Source organism: Pseudomonas sp. TR47 (assembly GCF_044143025.1).
Taxonomy (GTDB): Bacteria; Pseudomonadota; Gammaproteobacteria; order Pseudomonadales; family Pseudomonadaceae; genus Aquipseudomonas; species Aquipseudomonas putida_E.
The window spans coordinates 154,945-172,505 of sequence record NZ_JBHFCS010000011.1 but is presented as its reverse complement, the minus strand read 5'-3'; the positions used below and the strand labels follow the sequence as shown (position 1 = coordinate 172,505).

Genomic DNA, 17,561 nt, shown 5'->3' with positions numbered 1-17,561 from the left:
GGGACCTGCTTTGTCCCCCTTCTTTCAGGGAGGGGGATTGTTGCGCTTGCGAGATCGAGCGCCGCCCGCGCGGCGCTCGATCTCAGGAGCACCGAGAACCCGAAATCTGCAACATTTAACGCTTGCCGAGAATTTTCCCCAACAACTCCGGCCGCGGTGCCCCTTGCTGGCTCTGCAGGTTGCCCTGCTCATCCTGATAGAAGATCGCCGGGGTGGCCTGCAGGCCCATTTCTTCCATCAAGGCCAGGTTCGCCGCCAGTTTCTGCTGCACTGCCTCTGGCACCTTGTCCAGCGCTTTCAGCGTACTGGCCTTGCCTGCTTTCTCATGCTGTTCCAGCGCTTTGGCCGGGTCCTTGGCAGCCAGCAGTGCCGCCGACTTGCCTGGGCTGTCCTCGCGGATGATGCCGACCATGATATGGCGCAGCTGCACCTTGCCCGACTCTACCCATGGCCGTGCCTGCTGCCAGAACATGTTGCAGTATGGGCAGTTCGGGTCACTGAACAGGTATACCTTGCGCGGTGCATCGGCTTTGCCGTCAGCGATCCAGCTGGTTTCTTCCAGCTTCGCCCAGATGGCCTTGGACATGGGCCCGTACACCAGCTTTTCCAGGGGGGCGGCACTCAGGTCCTGGCCCTGTTCGTCAAACAGGCTGCCGACCAGTACATGCTTGCCATCGGGTGTGAGGTACAGGGCGATGCCGTTGTTCTGGTACTCGGCGGCGTAACCGCGCAGGCCATCGGGTGCATCGAAGCGGCCTTTGATCACGGCGCCCTTGGCTTGCAGTTGCTCGATTGCCTTGGGCAGGGTTTCGGCATGCGCCAGCGGGGTGGCCAGCAGGGCCAGGGACAGGGGCAGCAGTGCAGTCAGTCGCATGTCATTTTCCTTGTGCGGCAGGGGCGGGCGCAGCGGCCCGTTCGAAAGGTTCCAGGGCATGGCGCAGGCTGGCCCGGGACAGCTCGCCCAGGTGGCTGCCGATCAGCCGCCCGTTGGCGTCGTAGAACAGGGTGGTGGGCAGGGCCATCGAACCTACCCGCTGGGCCAGGATGCCGGTGCCGTCGAACAGCACATGGGTCAGGCTCAGGCCGGTGGTGGCGAGGAAGGTGCTGACGTTTTCCGGCGTCTCGCCCTGGTTGACGAACAGGAACGTCACGTGAGGGTACTCACCCTGGGCGTGTTGCAGCACCGGCATTTCCCGTCGGCACGGCGGGCACCAGGTCGCCCAGATGTTGATCACCAGCGGCTTGCCGCGGTAGCTGTGCAGCGCAACCGATTGCCCGCTGGCATTGCGCAGGCTCAGCTCTGGCAGCTCGGTGCCCTTGCTGTACAGATGGCTGCCAAGGCTGGCCAGCCCCCAGAACAGCGCGCCACTGAACAGTGCCCAGCCCAGCGGGCGGCGCAGCCCGGGGTGGCGCCAGCCTTGCCAGAGGCTGGCGAGCACGACACCGATCAGCCCCGACCAGAGCAGGAAACCACCGTCGCGGATGTCGATCACCTGCACCAGGTCATCGCGGTACATTGGCCAGTAAACCAGCACGAAACCCAGCCGAGCGCATAGCAGGCCGATCAGGAACAGGTTGAACAGCGCCGACTCCGGGCTTTCGCCGCCACGCCGGGCGACCCACCAGCCGACCACGCTGGCGATGCCCAGGGCTGCGAGCATCAACAGATGATTGAGGGCCATGGTCAGGGGCCCCAAGGTTACAGTCAGCATCAACCTTGGCTCCTGGTCTGGGCCCAATGTTGCAGGAATGCGGCCGCATCCACCTCGCCGGTGATGCGCCGTGCGCGGCGTTCCTCGCCTTCCGGGCCGAGCCAGATGATGCTGGGTGGGCCGGGTACCTGGTAGCGTTGCAGCAGCGCGCGGCTGGCGGGGGCATCGGCGGTCACGTCCAGGCGCAGCAGGTGCACGCCGGCCAGGCTGGCTTGCACATCGTCACGGGCAAACACCTGCTTTTCCATGACTTTGCACGATACGCACCAGTCGGCGTAGTAATCGACCATCACCCATTGGCCACGGGCTTTGGCCGCATCGAGCTCACGTTGCAGGTCCTCCGGGCGGCTGACGGTGACAAACGCATCTTCGGCGTGCTGAGTGGCCGAAGGTGCGGGGCCACCGGCAAACGGGCGCAACGGCTGCCAGAGGTCATCGCCACCGGCGGCAGCGCCTATCAGCAGCAGCCCACCCCACAATGCGCCCAGCAGCGGTACGGCGCGCAAGGCAGGCAAGCGCTGCAGGGCCGGCCACGCGGCCCAGCCCAGTGCAATCAGCCACGCGCCGCTCAAGGCCAGCAGCAGCGGTGCGGCGAGCAGGCTGCGTACGGTGTACAGGGCCATGGCCAGGAACACGAAGCCGAACACCCCCTTGACCCGCTCCATCCAGGCGCCCGGGCGCGGCAGGTAGCGGTTGCCCAAGGTCACCAGCAACAGCAGTGGCACACCCATGCCCAGGCCAAGGCTGAACAGCACCAGCGCGCCTTGCAGCACATCGCCACTCTGCGCGATGTAAAGCAGGGCGCCGGCCAGCGGGGCGGTCATGCACGGCCCGAGCAGCAGGCCGGACAGTGCCCCCAATAGCGCCGCACCGTAGAGGTTGCCGCCCCGGGTGCTCTGCCCCGCACGGTCCAGGCGATCACGCAGGGCGGCTGGCAATTGCAATTCGAAAGCGCCGAACATCGGCAGGGCAAGTATCACGAACAGCGCCGCCAGGCTGCCCAACAGCCAAGGCTGCTGCAGCCAGGCTTGCAGGCTGGCGCCAAGCAGCGCGGCGACCACGCCGAGCCCTGCATACACCAGCGCCATGCTCAGCACGTAGACCCCGGCCAGCACCCAGCCACGTCGTGCGCTGGCGCCGTTGCCCATGACCAGGCCGGCGAGGATCGGCAGCATGGGCAGCGAGCAAGGGGTGAACGCCAGCAGCAGGCCGAGGCCGAAGAACGCCAGCAGGCTCCAGCCAAGGCTGGCGCTTTGCAGGCCGCTGGCCAGGGCTTGGTCGCTGGCCTGGTCAGTGGCAGGCGCGGCGCTGCCGCCCAGGTCGATGACAGTGGTTTGCGGCGGGTAGCACAGGCCGGCGTCGGCGCAGCCCTGCCAGCCCAGGCGCAACTGGCCTTGGGCGTTGGCGGGCAGCAGCAGTTCGAGTTGGTCGCGGTACACCGCGCTGTCGCCGAAGAATTCATCGTGATGGTTGAGGGCCGGCGGCAGTTGCGGGTGCTGCTCGACGGGTAGGCCGTCGAATTTCAGGCGCTTCTGGTAGAGGTAGTAACCCTGTTTGATCTGGAAATAAAGGCGCATCTGGCCGTCGGCCTGGCGGTCGTGGGTCAGGACGAACGCCTGGTTCACCGGCAGGAAGTCGGGCTTTACGTCGAACGGGTTGGCCTGCAGCGGGCCGGCCATAAGGAATGTGAGGAAGAGCAGGAGGACGCGCATGTCTTCGCCTTGGCAGATTTGAACGGGGCCATGCTGGCCTGAGCCGATTAACCCAAGGTTAACCTGTGGCCACGTTCGTGCGAGCTGAGCATGGACATACCGCGACATACTGTCTGCTTGACTTTGCCAAAACCTACTTGAGTGCTGTAAAGTTGACGTGAAAGTCAGTTTTCTGTGGGCGCCCTGTGTCGGCGCTCACCTCCTTCCGCGTTTCCAGCACAAGAATCAAAAGATGGGCAGGCAGCGGCCTGCCCAGAGGATCAAGCATGTCCAACCGTGATATTTCCCGGCGCTCCTTCCTGCAAGGTGGCCTGATCGCCGGTGTCGGCGTGAGCATGGCGCCGCTCGGCAGCCAGGCCTTCGCCGCACTGATGGAAGATCGTGTCACCACCTCGCCGCAGAAGTGGATGAACCACGACGGCAAGGCGCGTTTCCGTAACGACGCGTTGTCCAAGGTGTGCGGCAACAAAGTCTTTGCCCGCGACATCCGCGCCAAGGACATGCCCGGCTGGCCCGAGCAGCAAGGGCACGCCATGTTGCTCAAGACCACCAAGGCCGACCGTATCTACGCCGGTTACGACCTTGAGTGGCTCGGCGCCGGGTTGCAGCCAGACCGCATCGTCACCTCCGCTGACCTGGAAAAGGACGGCATTGCCTGGCCCGAAGCCCATTCGCCCGACCCGCTGTTGCCACCTGGCAAGGTGCCGATGTTCATTGGCCACCCGGTGGCGATCCTGATCTGGAACGACTTCGAGCGCTTCCGCCAGGCCAAGCGCAAGCTGCAGTTCAATGACAAGGCGATCCGCTACGGGGCCCAGGCCCCGCTGTATCAGCGCGACCCCTATGGCAGCTTCCGCTTCGTTCGCGTTGGCGGTGCCACGCCGTTCGACGACGATGAGTTCTCCAGCCTGAAGAACGCCATGCTGTTCCCCACCATTCTCAACCGTAAGCCGGTGTGGTCCAAGCAGCCCAACCAGCACGGCGACCTCACCGAGCAGGGCCTGTTCTACGCCAAACGCATCGGCGAGCAACTGGACAACCCGCCCGAAGACTGGCTGGTGTTCGATGAGCGCTACAAGACGCCTTCCATCGAGCCGGCGGCGCTTGAGCCCGACAACGGCAATGGCTGGTACGACGCTGGCACCGGCACGCTGCACTTCGTGGTCGCCACCCAGTGCCCGTTCGAAGTGGCGCAGGACTGCGTGCACATGATCAAGCCGTCGCGCTTCGCCCTCAAACACCTCAACATGCACCCGGGTTACACCGTGGGCTATGGCTCCAAAGACAACAACATCTTCGTGTTCTATGCCGCGGTTGCCGCGCTGTATGGCGCCGGTGTGCCGGTCCGCCTGGCCAACGACCGCTATGAGCAGTTCCAGAGCGGCATCAAGCGTCATGCCTTCGACATTCGCTATCAACTGGCCGTGGACAAGAAGGACAACAGCTTCAGGATCTTCCGCGCCGACATGAGCTGTGACGGCGGTGGCCGGATCAACTACAGCCCGTCGGTGGCCGCAGTCGGGGCCACGGCGGCGCAGTCGATCTACTACATGCCGCAGAACGACCTGTCCGTCACCGCCTACCACTCGCGGGGCGTCGAGGCAGGGTCCATGCGTGGCTACGGTACCCTGCAGACCATGGCGGCCACCGAAATGATGGTCGACGAGGTCGCCCAACGCCTGGGTGTCGATGCCATCGACCTGCGTCGTGCCAATGCGCTGAAGTCAGGCATGAAGAACACCCAGGGCGCAGTGCCTGCCGGCGCCCTGCGCCTGCACGAGATCCTCGACAAGGCTGCTGCCCATGACTGGTGGCGCAACCGTGATGCGCGCAAGCGACAGATGGACGCCAAGGACCCGGACCACTGGTACGGCGTGGGCTTTGCCATTTGCCAGAAGGATTTCGGCACCGGTTCCGAAGCGCCGATGGCCAGCGTCGAGTTCACTGCCGATGGCCGCATCAGCCTGCGCCACATCGGCACCGAACTGGGCACCGGCATGTCCACTTCCCAGGCCCTGGTGGTCAGCGACTTCCTCGGCCGCTCGGCCGACGAGGTGAAGACCGCAGTGACCGAGTGGCCTGAACTGCAACTGGCCACCAGTGGCAACCCCTACCTGATCAGCCAGGCCGAGCAGGATGCGGCGCTGCGCAACCCGCGCTGGGTCGGCAAACTGGCTTCGCCATCGTCGGCGACCAACTCGGCGTTCTATTTCAGCCACGCCACCCGCGAAGCGGCGCGCGTGCTGTTCAATCATGGCCTCTGGCCGGCGGCCTTGGCACTGTGGCGCCAAGGCCCGTTCGGCGGGCAGGCCAACCCCTTGGTGGTGCGCCGCGAGAACGCGGTATGGGTCAATGGTGAGCTGACCGGCAACGGGCTGGCGCCTATTCCCTTCGCCGAGCTTGCGAAGAAAGCCCACGAAATGGGCCTGGTCACCGGCGTCAGCGTTCACGGTTTCAACCGTTGGAGCTGGGCAGAAGCCGACTTCGTCATCGACGGCGTGCGCGAGCGTTTCCCGCTCGATGCCGTGGCCGTTAAATACGGCGACGGTGCGCCGAACGCCAAGAAAGCGCAGATGAGCAGCAACGGCTACCACTTGCTCGACCGGCAGAACGCCGCCTACCCGGCCACCCAGTTGAACAACGCCATGGTCACTTACTACAGCCCGGTGGCCACTATCGTCGAAGTGAAAGTGAACAAGGGCACCCATGAAGTCCAGGTGCTCAACCATCACAGCTGGGTCGAGTGCGGCCGGGTGTTGGTACCGGAGCTGGTCAAGGGCCAGCTCGAAGGCGGCATCGCCATGGGCATTGGCCATGCGCTGACCGAAGAGATGCCACTGCATGAGGGGGGGCCGGGGGAGGGCGACTGGAACTTCAACCGCTATCGCCTGCCGCATGCCAAGGACGTGGCCGTCTGGACGCAGACGTCCGAGATCCTCCCACCGTTGTCGCCCACCGACCCGTCCAAGGGCATTGCCGAGGTGGTGATGATCCCGGTGGTCGGTGCCATCGGCAACGCCGTGGCCCATGCCATTGGCAAGCGTGTTCGCGATCTTCCGATTACTCCAGCCCGCATCAAGGAGGCCCTCAATGGCTAACCGTCCGCTTCAACTGACCCTCAATGGTCAACCTGTCGGTCCGGTCGAGGTCCCCGACGACCTGGCGATGATCGATTACCTGCACGAACACCAGAACCTCACCGGCTCGCGCCTGGGCTGCGGCCAGGGTATCTGCCATGCCTGCGTGGTGATCGTCGACAACCCCGATGGCACCAGCGAAGAAGTGCGCACCTGCATCACCGGTGCCCACTACTTTGCCGGCAAGAAGGTCCGTACCATCGAGAGCCATGCCAAGCAGGACGAGGCCGGCAACTTCACACTGAACCCGATCCAGCAGAAGTTCGTCGACCTGTTCGCCTTCCAGTGCAGCTACTGTGCACCCGGCTTCGTCAACGCGGCGACCGTGCTGGTGGAAAGTGCCCAGCGCCAACCGGTGAAGAAGAGCGAACTTGAAGACCGCATCGAAGAGAGCCTGGGGCATCACATTTGCCGCTGCACCGGCTACGTACGCTATTACGATGCTACCCGCACGGTCCTCAACGACCTCGGCCTGGTCAAGGAGGGTTGAGCATGGCGTTCGTTCGTTCCGGTCTCACGCTGGCGCTGGGCCTTGCCGTCGCCATGGTTGCCCAGGCAGATGACCAGGCGCTGGTCAAACGTGGGGAATACCTGGCTCGCGCTGCCGACTGCATGGCCTGCCACACCGCCGAAGGCGGCGCGCCGTATGCCGGCGGCCTGCCGATCCACTCGCCGTTCGGGACCATCTATGGCACCAACATCACCCCGGACAAACAGTACGGCATCGGCAACTACACGGCCGACGAATTCTTTGCGGCCGTCACCGAGGGCAAACGCAAGGACGGCGCCAACCTGTACCCGGCCATGCCCTACACCTCGTACCACCTGATCTTGCGGGAAGACTCGGACGCGATCCTTGCATACCTGATGACCGTGCCGCCGATCAACCGCCCGGCACCGCAGACCAAGCTCAGCTTCCCGTTCAACGTGCGCATGGGCCTGTCGGGCTGGAACATGCTGTACGGCAAGAGCGTGCAGTTGCAGCCCACCGACGGCAAGAGCCCGGCATGGCAGCGCGGGCAGTACATGGTCGAAGTCATGGGCCACTGCGGCGAGTGCCATACCCCGCGTAACCCGATTGGTGCGCTGCAGCAGGATCAGCGCCTGACCGGCGGGCTGCTCAATGGCTACCTGGCACCGAGCCTGCTGGCCAAGGACCTCGCCGAGCGTGGCTGGACCCACCCCGACCTCACCACCTTCCTCAAACACGGCATCAGCGCCCAGGGCAGCATGTTCAACGAGATGTACCCGGTGGTGCACCACAGCACCCAGCATCTCAAGGACGCCGACCTGGCTGCCATGGCCACTTATCTGTTGGGTGAACAGCCACCGCCTGCCAAGGTCATACAGGAAGTCCCCCTGGACCAGCTCAGCGACAGCGCCAAGCGCGGCCGTCAGCAGTACCTCAACGTCTGCGCCGGCTGCCACGGTGTCGACGGCGAAGGCAAGCCGCATATCGCGGTGGCCATGCAGGGCAACACGGTGCTGCGTCAGGGGGACTCGCGCAACCTGGTCAAGGCCATCCTCGACGGTATCCGTGAGCAGCAATTCACAGGCTTCGAACGCATGCAGCCAATGCCAGGCTTTGCCGACAAACTCAGTGATGAGCAGGTCACGGATATGGTCAACTACCTGCGTCAGGCCTGGGGCGGATTGCCGGGTGATTTGAGCGTACAGCAGCTAGCTGAGCTGAAGGCGGAGTAATACGTGCAACATCTAGATCTGCAGGTCGTACACCAGGCGATGCAGTGGTCGGGCAACGGCCAGCGGGTCTGGTTGTGCACGGTGCTTGCCACTTACGGGTCGGCGCCTCGCGCACCGGGCTCGCTGCTGGCGGTGAACGAGGCAGGGCAGTGGGTGGGCTCGCTGTCGGGCGGCTGCGTCGAGGAAGACTTCCTTGAGCGCGTGGCCCTTGGCGAGTTTCCCGAGCCGGTCGCGATCGTGCGTTATGGCGATGGCAGCGACCGGCGTTCGAGCATTCGCCTGCCCTGTGGCGGGGTGCTGGAGGTGCTGGTGGAAAACCTGCCGGCCGATTGCGAAGTGCAGGCGCATCTGCGCGCCTTGGCTGGTGCGTTGCAGGGCCAGCGGCGGCTTTTGCGCGAGGTGAGCCTGCCTGACGGCACGCGCCGGCTCAGCGACGACTCGTGCCAGGGCCCAAGGGTCGAACGTGATAGCACCCGTGTGCGTCTGCGTGTGGGCGCCGCCCAGCGGCTGCTGTTGGCGGGGTATTCCAGCGTTGCGCATTATTGCGCCGAGTTCGGCAAAGGGCTGGGTTTTGAAGTCATCCTCTGCGACCCGCGTGACGAGGTGCTCGAAGGCGTGGTGCTGGACGGCATCGAAGTACGCCGCGAGCTGCCGTCGGAATTCATCGCCAACGGTGGTTGCCATGCCGACACGGCAGTGGTTGCATTGACCCATGACCCCAAAATCGATGACTTGGCCATGCTTGAAGCAGTGCGTACCGAGGCGTTTTACATTGGCGTGATGGGCTCGAAGGCCACCTCCGACAAGCGTCGCGAACGCCTGCAGCGCATCGGTGGCCTGGCCAGCGGCGAGCTGGCGCGCATCCACGCACCGATCGGCCTCAACCTGGGCAGCAAGACCCCCGCAGAGATCGCCCTGGCAGTGCTGGCCGATATCCTGCGCATGCGTAACGGCATCGAGCGGGCGGCGCTGTGAGCATCGTCGCGCTGGTGCTGGCGGCGGGCAGCAGCGTGCGTTTCGGTGGCGACAAGCGCCGGGCCACGTTGGGCGACGGGCGCAGCTTGCTGGTGCATAGCGTCGAGCGTGCCTGTTCGGTATTCAGCGATGTTCGCGTGGTACTGCGTGAAGGGGAGCGCGGCGAGGATCTGGGTTTACCGGGCCAATGCCGGATCATTGCCAGCCCGGATGCCGGGTTGGGGATGGGGCATAGCCTGGCGGCTGGGGCTGCGTCGTTGATCGACAGTGAGGCACAGGCGGTAGCGGTTCTGTTGGGCGATATGCCCTGGATCGCTCAGGCAACGTTGGGCCAGCTTGCCGCGGTTGCCGATTTGTCCAGGATCGTCTTGCCAGAACATGACGGACAACAGGGGCACCCGGTGTTGTTCGGGCGCGATTTCTGGCCGGCGCTTTCACGCCTGACGGGTGATGAGGGGGCGCGCTCGGTGGTGAAGGCGCACCCGGCGAGTTGCATCAGGCTTGCAGTGCAGGACGCCGGAGTGTTGCAGGACGTCGACCGGCCCGAAGCCGTCAACCGCTGAGCACGTCGTTCTGCCTATTCATTTTCTTCTTCCTCTTCGTCGAGGTCATACGGCTGAAGGTCAGCCAGTTGCGCGAGCAGAATCAAATGCACTTCGGCATCGAGTCGCTGAAGGCGCCCCGGTTCGGCAGAACCTCCCAGCATCAGGGCAGGCACGAAACCGTACATCTCGCCGGCCTCCAAATCGCCCAATGTTTTTCTGGCCTCGTCGAAAAGCCCCAGGCCGATGTTTTCGGTCATGGCCCGCATGAGCAAGCTCTGGATTTTGTTGTCCCGTTCTTCGCTGTTGGCGCTTGGCGTACTCAAGAAGTACCGGGAATGGTAGGCCGCAATGGTCAGGAGCGAGCCGGTGTTTTCACCCCACAGGTACAACTCGCCGAAAGCGCTGTGGGCAATGAGGTGGTATGTGTCGTGGGTGGTGCCACCCAGCCAGGCATCGACTACGGATTCGTATTCACGCGGGTTTACCAGCCAGAAAAGGCCACTGCCGTAGCCGCACCAACCGTGTTCTTTCCAGTAGTCGAGGAGTTGGTTGGGGAGTTTGCCTTTGTAATGTTCGAGGGCGGATTGAGGAACGGGTTGGTGGCCCGTACGGTCGCCGAAGGTTTCGAGGAAGATAGAGAAGACTACGTTCATTGTTTGATTCCTTTAGGTCGAGTTAGAGGTCTGAAAAACTGAAGGGTTCGAGCTGGCAAATCTCAGAGAGTATTAGCAAATGTTCGACAGCTTTAACTTTTTCGAGGTGGGCAATATCGCAAGGTCCGCCCATTGCTAAGGCGGGAACGAATCCATACATCTCATTGTGGTTTAATTTGCCTAGTTTTTTCTTCGCAGGCTTGAACATGCCGTCGAAATCGACAGATGCCTTTTCTTTGCTGAGGAAAAAGTTCTGGACCTCTCTGTCCATGTCATCTGCCCTCAACTCATATTCGCTAGCCCTGTAGCGCGAGATGTGAGGCAAGATTTTTACGGAGAAACCTGTGGTTTCTCCAAATAAATAAAGGTCGCCAAACGCGCCGCGAGCGATAAGATGATATTTATCTCTATTTTCTAATGAGGAGCCTTCAATGAATGAGGCGGTCACACCTTCATATTCCTGTGGGTTGACAGTCCAAAATATTCCGTCACCATATCCACACCAGCCATGCTCCTTCCAAAGTTTCAGTAATGTGTCGGGTAGTATTCCTCTATATCGCTCTATGCTTGAAGGGGGCACTGCCTGTCGGAATGCAGGTCCACCGACTTGTTCAATGAATAGCGAGTAAACTTCATCCACGGCGTAGTCCTCGGGGCTCAGCACTTATGCAGTCGTATGTTGAGCAAGCTTGTGCCTGCTCCTGATTTTGACGCTGTCTCAGCGGCGGATTTCATGCTCTCAATTTTGCTTCTCCATTGTGGGCCTATCGTTGAATTAACTTGCTTGTCCCCGAAGTCAGAAATGGCATCTCGCCCACCGGCTATTAAGTCAGGGTTATGCAGGGCAGCTAAGGATGACATGGTTTCCTTCGCTTGCTTGACTGAGAGCTTTCTTGCTTCCAAGGGACTCATGGTTTTCAAAAGGTCTCTCTGAATTCTCTCCTGCAACTCAGCGTAGAGTTCTTTCCTTGCAATTTTTGCGAGGTGGGGATTTCGCTTGGCTGGATTAGCGAGGTTTTCGAGAAACTCCTCAACCGTCAGCCGATTCAACCCGTCCTGCTGTCCCTTCAACTGACGCTCAAACTCGCCATGCTTGGATGTCGGCAATTTGTCCGCCTTGAAACATGCCACCGTATGCAGCGGCATGCTACCGGGCTTGCCTGTGGAAGGCTCCTTGTCTTTCCCAGAGCGAATCGGGGGCTCAAGGTCGTGATTACCCATCGCCCCCTTACGTCGCTCCGGCACCTGCAAATCCGGCCGGTTCTTCAGCCCCTCTTCATGCTTGAGCATCCATTGCCCAAGCCGCGCCCCCTTGCTGCTGGCCGCCATCTCCTGCGCCAGCACCCGGGCATCGCCCCGACCACGTGTGAGGTAAGAAACGATCGCCCCCAATAGCAGAACCGCCACTTCCACATGGCCCCAGGCAATGTGATGGGCCGCCCTGGAAATTGCATGCGGATCATCCCGCCCGAAAGGGTTAAGGCTTTCGTCCCGTGTGCCCTCCCAGACGATGCGGATGCCATCGATGTAGTACTCGCCGATCCGGGGCAAACCGTCGATGAAGAACTCGGCAATGGAGGCAAGTCCCAGTGCGCCCAGGATCCAGCCACTGACCTTGAGGCCCATCGCCGCGCCAGCGCCGGCCAGGGGAATGGCCCCTGCACCGGCGCCGAATGCCCCGATCCCGGCGCCAATCGCGCCGCCGGTTAACGTGCTGCCGACGACGATCATCGCCATCTGCCTGACGACGATCAGCAGTTCGTCAATGATGCTGGCGATGTCCAGGTCGGCGAAGCGCTGGCGCAGCATGTGCGCCGCCTGCCATTCGGCCTGGTTGAAGGCGGACTGCACCGCCCTGAGCCGGCGCAGGTTGAGTGACAGTGAAGCGACCGGCTGGTTATGGTGGGTGCGGAAATGGGCGCCTCCCTGATAGCCCACTTTATCGATGATCCGCGACTCGATCTCGTGCCATGACGGCACCAGGTGGCTCAGAAACATGTGTGTCTCCCTGACAACGCTGTGCAGGGGGAAATCACATCATGGGTTGGAGGTGATCATTTCCGTAAACCTTGTAGGAAATGTCTATATCGTCTGCGAAAGGATATGATCATGGTGCAAAATGATCGATGCCCATGTCTGAGGCCGGGGACTTGGATGCCATGCCCACCATGGCCGAAAAAAGGCCCATAATCCCCAGTTAATCCCTTCATAGTGCAATGCCAGCCATACCACTCCGGGAGCCCCCACCATGCACGTTCTGCTCTGCGAGGACGACGACCTGATCGCCAGCGGCATCTGCGCCGGCCTCACCGCCCAAGGCCTGACCGTCGACCGCGTAGCCAACGCCGGTGCCGCCCGGGCCATGCTCCAGGCGGCGCAGTTCGACGTGATGATCCTTGACCTCGGCCTGCCCGATGAAGACGGCCTCAAGCTGTTGCGCCGCTTGCGTCAGCAGGGCATCGACCTGCCGGTGCTGGTACTCACCGCGCGCGATGCGGTCACCGATCGGGTCGACGGCCTGCAGGCCGGTGCCGACGACTACCTGCTCAAGCCCTTCGACCTGCGCGAGCTGGCCGCGCGCCTGCACACCTTGCTGCGCCGGGTTGCCGGGCGGGCGGTGAACGTGATCGAGCATGGCCCGCTGCGCTACGACCCCAGTAGCTGCGAAGCGACCCTGGCCGGCCAGCCGGTCGACCTGTCGCGGCGCGAGCAGGCCTTGCTCCAGGCGCTGCTGCAGAACCCGGGCCGGGTGCTGTCCAGCGAACAGCTCAAGGACTGCGTGTACGGCTTCAGCGACGAAGTCGAAAGCAACGCCCTCAACGTGCATATCCATCACTTGCGCCGCAAGCTTGGCAACAGCATCGTCGAGACCGTGCGCGGCCTGGGCTACCGCCTTGGCCCGGCGCAGGCGCCAGAGGAAGCCGCATCATGAGCCTGCGGGTACGCCTGAGCCTGATTCTGGGCAGCGCGTTCATCATCATTTGGGTGCTCGCTGCTGCCTGGATGCTGCGCGACCTGCGCCAGCAGATGATGTTCTCCCTCGACCAGCGCCTGGTGGCTTCGGCGCGCATGGTTGCCGGGCTGATCGACCAGTTGCCCAAGCCGCTGACCGCCAAGGGCGAAGAGGCGCACTTTTCCGCCGACCAGTTCACCGTGCCCGACGGCATGGCCTGCCAGGTAAGTTCGCTGCGCGGCGAGATTCTTGCCAGCAACCACAAGCATGATGGGGGCATGGACGATGAACAAAGCGGCTTCCGCGACCAGACCATCGACGGTGCACTGTGGCGTACCTTCACCTACAACCATGGCGATGTGCGCATCACCACTGCCGACCGTCACATGGAGCGCGAGGCACTTAACCAGTCGATCCTGCTGGCAGCTTCGGCGCCGGTGCTGATGGCCTTGCTCGGCAGCCTGGGGCTGGTGTGGATCGGCCTGGGCAAAGGCCTGGAGCCGCTCAATCGCATGCGTGACGCCTTGCGCAGGCGGCGTGCCGACAGCGTTGAGCCGTTGCAGGTGGCGGGCTTGCCCAGTGAGTTGCAACCTTTGCTCGACACCCAGAACCAGCTGTTTCTGCGCATCGCCCAGACCCTTGAGCGCGAACGGCGGCTGACCGACGACGCCGCGCATGAACTGCGCAGCCCGCTGACGGCGATCAAGACCCATCTGCAGGTGGCCCGCATGACCGATGGCGCAGTGCGTGAACAGGCGCTGGAACATGCAGAACAGGGCACCGACCGTATGCACCGGACCCTGGAACAGCTGCTGCTGCTGGCGCGGGTCGAAGGCAGCCTGTCGTTCGAAGATGGCGTGCAGTGCAGCGCCGAACAGGTCGCCCGGCAGGCCGTGCAGGATGCCGGTGGGGGTGACAACCGGCGCATCGTTCTGCGCCTGCCCGAGCAGGCCACGCAGATCTACCTCGGCATGCCGGCCCCGCTGGCGGTGGCGGCGCTGCGCAATCTGCTGGACAACGCCCTGCGCCATGGCGGTGATACTGAAGTGGAACTGGAGGTGCAGATGGCCGACGGGCAGATTGGTTTCATGGTGCGCGACCATGGGCCTGGTATTGCCGCTGATGACCTGCAGCACTTGACCGAGCGCTTTTGGCGCAACGGCCAGAGCGGTGGCTGCGGGCTGGGGTTGGCGATTGTCCAGGCGATCGTGCAGCGCTGTGCCGGCAGCTTGCGCTTCGACAGCCAGAGCGATGGCTTGCGGGTGGTGCTGCAAGTGCCGGCGCGCTCGGGGGCTTGATCTTCGCCGCCTGTACCGGCCCCATCGCCGGTACAGACCCCAAAAAATCCCATAACAAGCGCTAAATCCTCCCCCCAGCCAAGCGTTTTCCAAGCGACAACTACCCGCACATTCGCTTGCTTGCGAGGATTTACCCATGTCGACTGCTTCCAGCCTTGCCCAGGTCCCGCCGGCCAGTGCGCCGCAACCGCTGTACGAGTTCACCGAGTCGCCCCTGCTGCAACGCCAGCAGCAACAGGAATCCAACGCCCGCAGCTATCCGCGGCGCATCCCGCTGGCACTCAAGCGCGCCCGTGGCATCCATGTCGAAGATGTCGAGGGCAGGCAGTTCATCGACTGCCTGGCGGGCGCCGGCACCTTGGCCCTGGGCCACAATCACCCGGTGGTGATCGAGGCCATCCAGCGTGTACTGGCCGATGAAATACCCTTGCACACACTCGACCTGACCACGCCGGTCAAGGACCCCTTCGTTCAGGACCTGTTCGGCATCCTGCCCGAAGCATTGCGCCGTGAAGCCAAGGTGCAGTTCTGCGGCCCGACCGGGACCGACGCCGTGGAGGCAGCGCTCAAGCTGGTGCGCAGCGCCACCGGGCGCAGCACCGTGCTGGCCTTCCAGGGCGCCTACCATGGCATGAGTCAGGGCGCGCTGAGCCTGATGGGCAGCCATGGCCCCAAGCAGCCGCTGGGTGCCTTGCTGGGCAACGGGGTGCAGTTCATGCCGTACCCCTACGACTACCGATGCCCGTTCGGCCTGGGTGGCGAAGCCGGGGTCAAGGCCAACCTGCATTACCTGGAGAACCTGCTGCTCGACCCTGAAAGCGGCGTGCCGCTGCCCGCTGCCGTGATCCTGGAGGTGGTGCAGGGCGAAGGCGGGGTGATTCCTGCCGATGTCGAATGGCTCAAGGGGGTGCGCCGCATCACCGAGCAAGCCGGTGTGGCACTGATCGTCGATGAGATTCAGAGCGGTTTTGCCCGTACCGGGCGGATGTTCGCCTTCGAGCACGCTGGCATCGTGCCGGATGTGGTCACCCTGTCCAAAGCCATTGGTGGCAGCCTGCCGCTGGCGGTGGTGGTGTACCGCGACTGGCTCGACACCTGGAAGCCGGGCGCCCATGCCGGCACCTTCCGTGGCAACCAGATGGCCATGGCGGCGGGTTCGGCGGTGATCAACTACCTGGTCGAGCATCGGCTGGCCGAGCATGCCCAGGCCATGGGCCAGCGCCTGCGTGATCACCTGCAGCGGCTGCAACGCGACTATCCGCAGTTGGGCGATATCCGTGGGCGTGGCCTGATGCTCGGGGTCGAACTGGTCGATGTGCAAGGCCCGCGCGACGTGCTGGGCCACCCACCGGCCAATCGCGAACTGGCACCCAAGGTACAGCGCGAATGCCTCAAGCGCGGGCTCATTCTGGAGTTGGGTGGGCGCCACGGTGCGGTGGTGCGCTTCCTGCCGCCGCTGATCATCAGCGCGCAGCAGATCGATGACGTGGCGCAGCGCTTTGCCGAGGCACTGGCTGCGGCGGTCTGAGCTCACGAGGGGGCGCGTTGCGCCCCATTTCTCGGCAAGCCCGCTGCCACGGGAGTTGGCGCGGCATGCCTGTCGCGTCCTGTGCCGCTTACCAGCCGCGCCCGGAGTTGACCCAGAAATTCACCGACAGTGATGTCGACACCGACTCCACTTGGTGGAACCAGCCTTCGGGCAGGAACAACAGGTCGCCGGCTTGCAGCAGCACGCGCAGGAAGGTCACCCCGCGCGCGTCAGGGAAGCGCTGGTAATCCGGCGCATCGGGGTTGAAGTCGCACCCGTCCAGGCCGCCCTTGGGTGAGGTCGACCAGGTGCCGAGTGCCGGGCGATGGTGCGGCGCTGCCAGGATGAACGACTTGTCCCCCCACACCTGGGCGAACAGGTTGTCGGCATCGTCGCGGTGCAAAGGGGTGAGGGTGCCTTTGGGGCCGATCCAGATGCGCGGTGCGATGTACAGCGAGCGCTCGAAGTAGGGCGGGTACTGGATCAGCTCAAGCAACTGCGCAGGCACGATGTTGTTGCCCATGTAAGCCGGTGGCTCGCCGTTGCCGGTGCGTGGCTGCGGGTTGTCCAGCGAGTTGATGAAATCTGCCATGGAAGTGGAGCGAAAGTCGCGCTCGGTGGAGAAGGTCTTCTTCACATAGTCGCCATGGCGGGTGATGCCCTGCAGTTCGGCGAAGTGCTCCAGCGAAGCCTGGCGCTCGAGGTTGAACAGCTTCCACTCACGCAGGGCGTCACTGATCACCACCGGTGTGCCGTACGGCAGGAAGTTGCGCTGGAAGCGCTCGGCATCCAGCTGCGCGGCGGGGATTCTTTCTACCTCGGTCAGCTGTGGCAGGCTGGCCGACACACGTTCGCTGTAGCGCGGTGGCGTGACATGGCGCTGGTTCATGTCGGTCTTCTGCGCCGTCACCCCCTTGCGCGCCAGGTCGATGATTTGCGGCAGCAGGGTGGCCAGGCCCAGGTTGCCGCCGATTTTCAGCCGGCCGCCAGCAAACAGCTCTTCGACGTTGGCGCTGCCGGCCATGATGCCCAGCAGGTCTTGCTGGGTGACTTCGATGGTGACATCCGGCGTGGCATGCCGACCGGCCTCGGTGCGCGGCTGGGTACCAGCTTCGCACCAGTAGGCCTGCTGCGGGCCGAAGATGAATTGGAAGGTGCCTTCGACGCCGACGGCACCGGCATTGGCGAACAGCTTGCTCAGCAAAGGTTGCAGTTCCACGGCGCAGCCTCTTCGTGGGGGGAGGGGTGTGAGAACGGAACGAAGGGCGGGCTGCGAAATTTAGCGCGCTGCCCGGCGCTGGCCAGGGGGTTGGCGGTGTTAATTTTTTGCAGGTTGTATCCGTT

15 protein-coding genes are annotated in these 17,561 nt (G+C 63.4%); 8 read left to right on the top strand and 7 right to left on the bottom strand.

All coding sequences use genetic code 11. The features are described from left to right. Positions 1-115 precede the first annotated feature (115 nt). From dsbG to dsbD, 3 genes are read right to left on the bottom strand one after another with little or no spacing between them, the layout of a single operon-like run. Positions 116-874, bottom strand: coding sequence for a thiol:disulfide interchange protein DsbG (gene dsbG, locus ACEWE8_RS14165; protein WP_046785284.1), 759 nt, complete (start codon positions 872-874; stop codon positions 116-118). Position 875: 1 nt separating this feature from the next. Then, the gene (locus ACEWE8_RS14160; RefSeq protein WP_046785283.1) at positions 876-1,712 is read right to left on the bottom strand and encodes a TlpA family protein disulfide reductase; all 837 of its coding nucleotides are present in this window, start codon (positions 1,710-1,712) and stop codon (positions 876-878) included. Next, the gene (gene dsbD / locus ACEWE8_RS14155) at positions 1,712-3,424 is read right to left on the bottom strand and encodes a protein-disulfide reductase DsbD (protein WP_046785282.1); all 1,713 of its coding nucleotides are present in this window, start codon (positions 3,422-3,424) and stop codon (positions 1,712-1,714) included. The genes ACEWE8_RS14160 and dsbD overlap by 1 nt, the downstream gene beginning before the upstream one ends. A gap of 266 nt (positions 3,425-3,690) precedes the next feature. Between dsbD and ACEWE8_RS14150 the strand changes: the two genes are divergently transcribed. The 5 genes from ACEWE8_RS14150 to ACEWE8_RS14130 are packed head-to-tail and all read left to right on the top strand — an operon-like array spanning position 3,691 to position 9,803. Beyond that, positions 3,691-6,522 (top strand): xanthine dehydrogenase family protein molybdopterin-binding subunit, encoded by a 2,832-nt coding sequence (locus ACEWE8_RS14150; protein ID WP_046785281.1) that lies wholly within the window; start codon positions 3,691-3,693, stop codon positions 6,520-6,522. After that, positions 6,515-7,051 (top strand): (2Fe-2S)-binding protein, encoded by a 537-nt coding sequence (locus ACEWE8_RS14145; RefSeq protein ID WP_046785280.1) that lies wholly within the window; start codon positions 6,515-6,517, stop codon positions 7,049-7,051. Before ACEWE8_RS14150 ends, ACEWE8_RS14145 begins: the two co-directional genes overlap by 8 nt. A 2-nt stretch (positions 7,052-7,053) precedes the next feature. Then, positions 7,054-8,265 (top strand): cytochrome c, encoded by a 1,212-nt coding sequence (locus ACEWE8_RS14140; protein ID WP_046785279.1) that lies wholly within the window; start codon positions 7,054-7,056, stop codon positions 8,263-8,265. A 3-nt stretch (positions 8,266-8,268) separates the two neighbouring features. Then, complete coding sequence (locus tag ACEWE8_RS14135) at positions 8,269-9,240, top strand: XdhC family protein (RefSeq protein WP_046785278.1); 972 nt, start codon at positions 8,269-8,271, stop codon at positions 9,238-9,240. Continuing rightward, the gene (locus ACEWE8_RS14130; RefSeq protein ID WP_046785277.1) at positions 9,237-9,803 is read left to right on the top strand and encodes an NTP transferase domain-containing protein; all 567 of its coding nucleotides are present in this window, start codon (positions 9,237-9,239) and stop codon (positions 9,801-9,803) included. Before ACEWE8_RS14135 ends, ACEWE8_RS14130 begins: the two co-directional genes overlap by 4 nt. 14 nt (positions 9,804-9,817) lie before the next feature. Here the strand turns inward: ACEWE8_RS14130 and ACEWE8_RS14125 are convergent, their stop codons facing one another. Genes ACEWE8_RS14125 through ACEWE8_RS14115 form a run of 3 tightly spaced genes read right to left on the bottom strand, consistent with a single transcriptional unit; the run spans position 9,818 to position 12,436 of the window. Further along, the gene (locus ACEWE8_RS14125; protein ID WP_046785276.1) at positions 9,818-10,438 is read right to left on the bottom strand and encodes a GAD-like domain-containing protein; all 621 of its coding nucleotides are present in this window, start codon (positions 10,436-10,438) and stop codon (positions 9,818-9,820) included. A 22-nt stretch (positions 10,439-10,460) separates the two neighbouring features. After that, positions 10,461-11,078, bottom strand: coding sequence for a GAD-like domain-containing protein (locus ACEWE8_RS14120; RefSeq protein WP_046785425.1), 618 nt, complete (start codon positions 11,076-11,078; stop codon positions 10,461-10,463). A 17-nt stretch (positions 11,079-11,095) separates the two neighbouring features. Beyond that, a complete protein-coding gene (locus ACEWE8_RS14115; RefSeq protein WP_046785275.1) occupies positions 11,096-12,436 on the bottom strand; it encodes a DUF6861 domain-containing protein in 1,341 nt (446 codons plus the stop codon). A 250-nt stretch (positions 12,437-12,686) separates the two neighbouring features. Here ACEWE8_RS14115 and ACEWE8_RS14110 point away from each other — a divergent pair, with 250 nt between their 5' ends. The 3 genes from ACEWE8_RS14110 (at position 12,687) to ACEWE8_RS14100 (ending at position 16,217) form a co-directional block, all read left to right on the top strand. Then, on the top strand, positions 12,687-13,370 hold the full coding sequence (locus ACEWE8_RS14110) for a response regulator transcription factor (RefSeq protein ID WP_012315384.1): 684 nt from the start codon (positions 12,687-12,689) through the stop codon (positions 13,368-13,370). Then, a complete protein-coding gene (locus tag ACEWE8_RS14105) occupies positions 13,367-14,689 on the top strand; it encodes an ATP-binding protein (RefSeq protein ID WP_012315383.1) in 1,323 nt (440 codons plus the stop codon). Before ACEWE8_RS14110 ends, ACEWE8_RS14105 begins: the two co-directional genes overlap by 4 nt. 136 nt (positions 14,690-14,825) lie before the next feature. Beyond that, positions 14,826-16,217 carry an aspartate aminotransferase family protein gene (locus ACEWE8_RS14100; protein ID WP_046785274.1) on the top strand — a complete coding sequence of 464 codons (1,392 nt, stop codon included), beginning with the start codon at positions 14,826-14,828 and terminating at the stop codon, positions 16,215-16,217. Between the two features lie 88 nt (positions 16,218-16,305). Here ACEWE8_RS14100 and ACEWE8_RS14095 read toward each other — a convergent pair whose 3' ends face one another. Continuing rightward, on the bottom strand, positions 16,306-17,436 hold the full coding sequence (locus tag ACEWE8_RS14095; RefSeq protein ID WP_046785273.1) for a cupin-like domain-containing protein: 1,131 nt from the start codon (positions 17,434-17,436) through the stop codon (positions 16,306-16,308). Positions 17,437-17,561: the final 125 nt, after the last annotated feature.

What these genes read in the sequence shown, in the direction of transcription:
- ACEWE8_RS14110 (WP_012315384.1), top strand. Translation starts at nt 12,687, where the DNA reads ATGCACGTTCTGCTCTGCGAGGACGACGACCTGATCGCCAGCGGCATC.
- ACEWE8_RS14140 (WP_046785279.1), top strand. Translation starts at nt 7,054, where the DNA reads ATGGCGTTCGTTCGTTCCGGTCTCACGCTGGCGCTGGGCCTTGCCGTC.
- ACEWE8_RS14100 (WP_046785274.1), top strand. Translation starts at nt 14,826, where the DNA reads ATGTCGACTGCTTCCAGCCTTGCCCAGGTCCCGCCGGCCAGTGCGCCG.
- ACEWE8_RS14150 (WP_046785281.1), top strand. Translation starts at nt 3,691, where the DNA reads ATGTCCAACCGTGATATTTCCCGGCGCTCCTTCCTGCAAGGTGGCCTG.
- ACEWE8_RS14160 (WP_046785283.1), bottom strand. Translation starts at nt 1,712, where the DNA reads ATGCTGACTGTAACCTTGGGGCCCCTGACCATGGCCCTCAATCATCTG.
- dsbD (WP_046785282.1), bottom strand. Translation starts at nt 3,424, where the DNA reads ATGCGCGTCCTCCTGCTCTTCCTCACATTCCTTATGGCCGGCCCGCTG.
- ACEWE8_RS14115 (WP_046785275.1), bottom strand. Translation starts at nt 12,436, where the DNA reads ATGTTTCTGAGCCACCTGGTGCCGTCATGGCACGAGATCGAGTCGCGG.
- dsbG (WP_046785284.1), bottom strand. Translation starts at nt 874, where the DNA reads ATGCGACTGACTGCACTGCTGCCCCTGTCCCTGGCCCTGCTGGCCACC.
- ACEWE8_RS14145 (WP_046785280.1), top strand. Translation starts at nt 6,515, where the DNA reads ATGGCTAACCGTCCGCTTCAACTGACCCTCAATGGTCAACCTGTCGGT.
- ACEWE8_RS14105 (WP_012315383.1), top strand. Translation starts at nt 13,367, where the DNA reads ATGAGCCTGCGGGTACGCCTGAGCCTGATTCTGGGCAGCGCGTTCATC.
- ACEWE8_RS14125 (WP_046785276.1), bottom strand. Translation starts at nt 10,438, where the DNA reads ATGAACGTAGTCTTCTCTATCTTCCTCGAAACCTTCGGCGACCGTACG.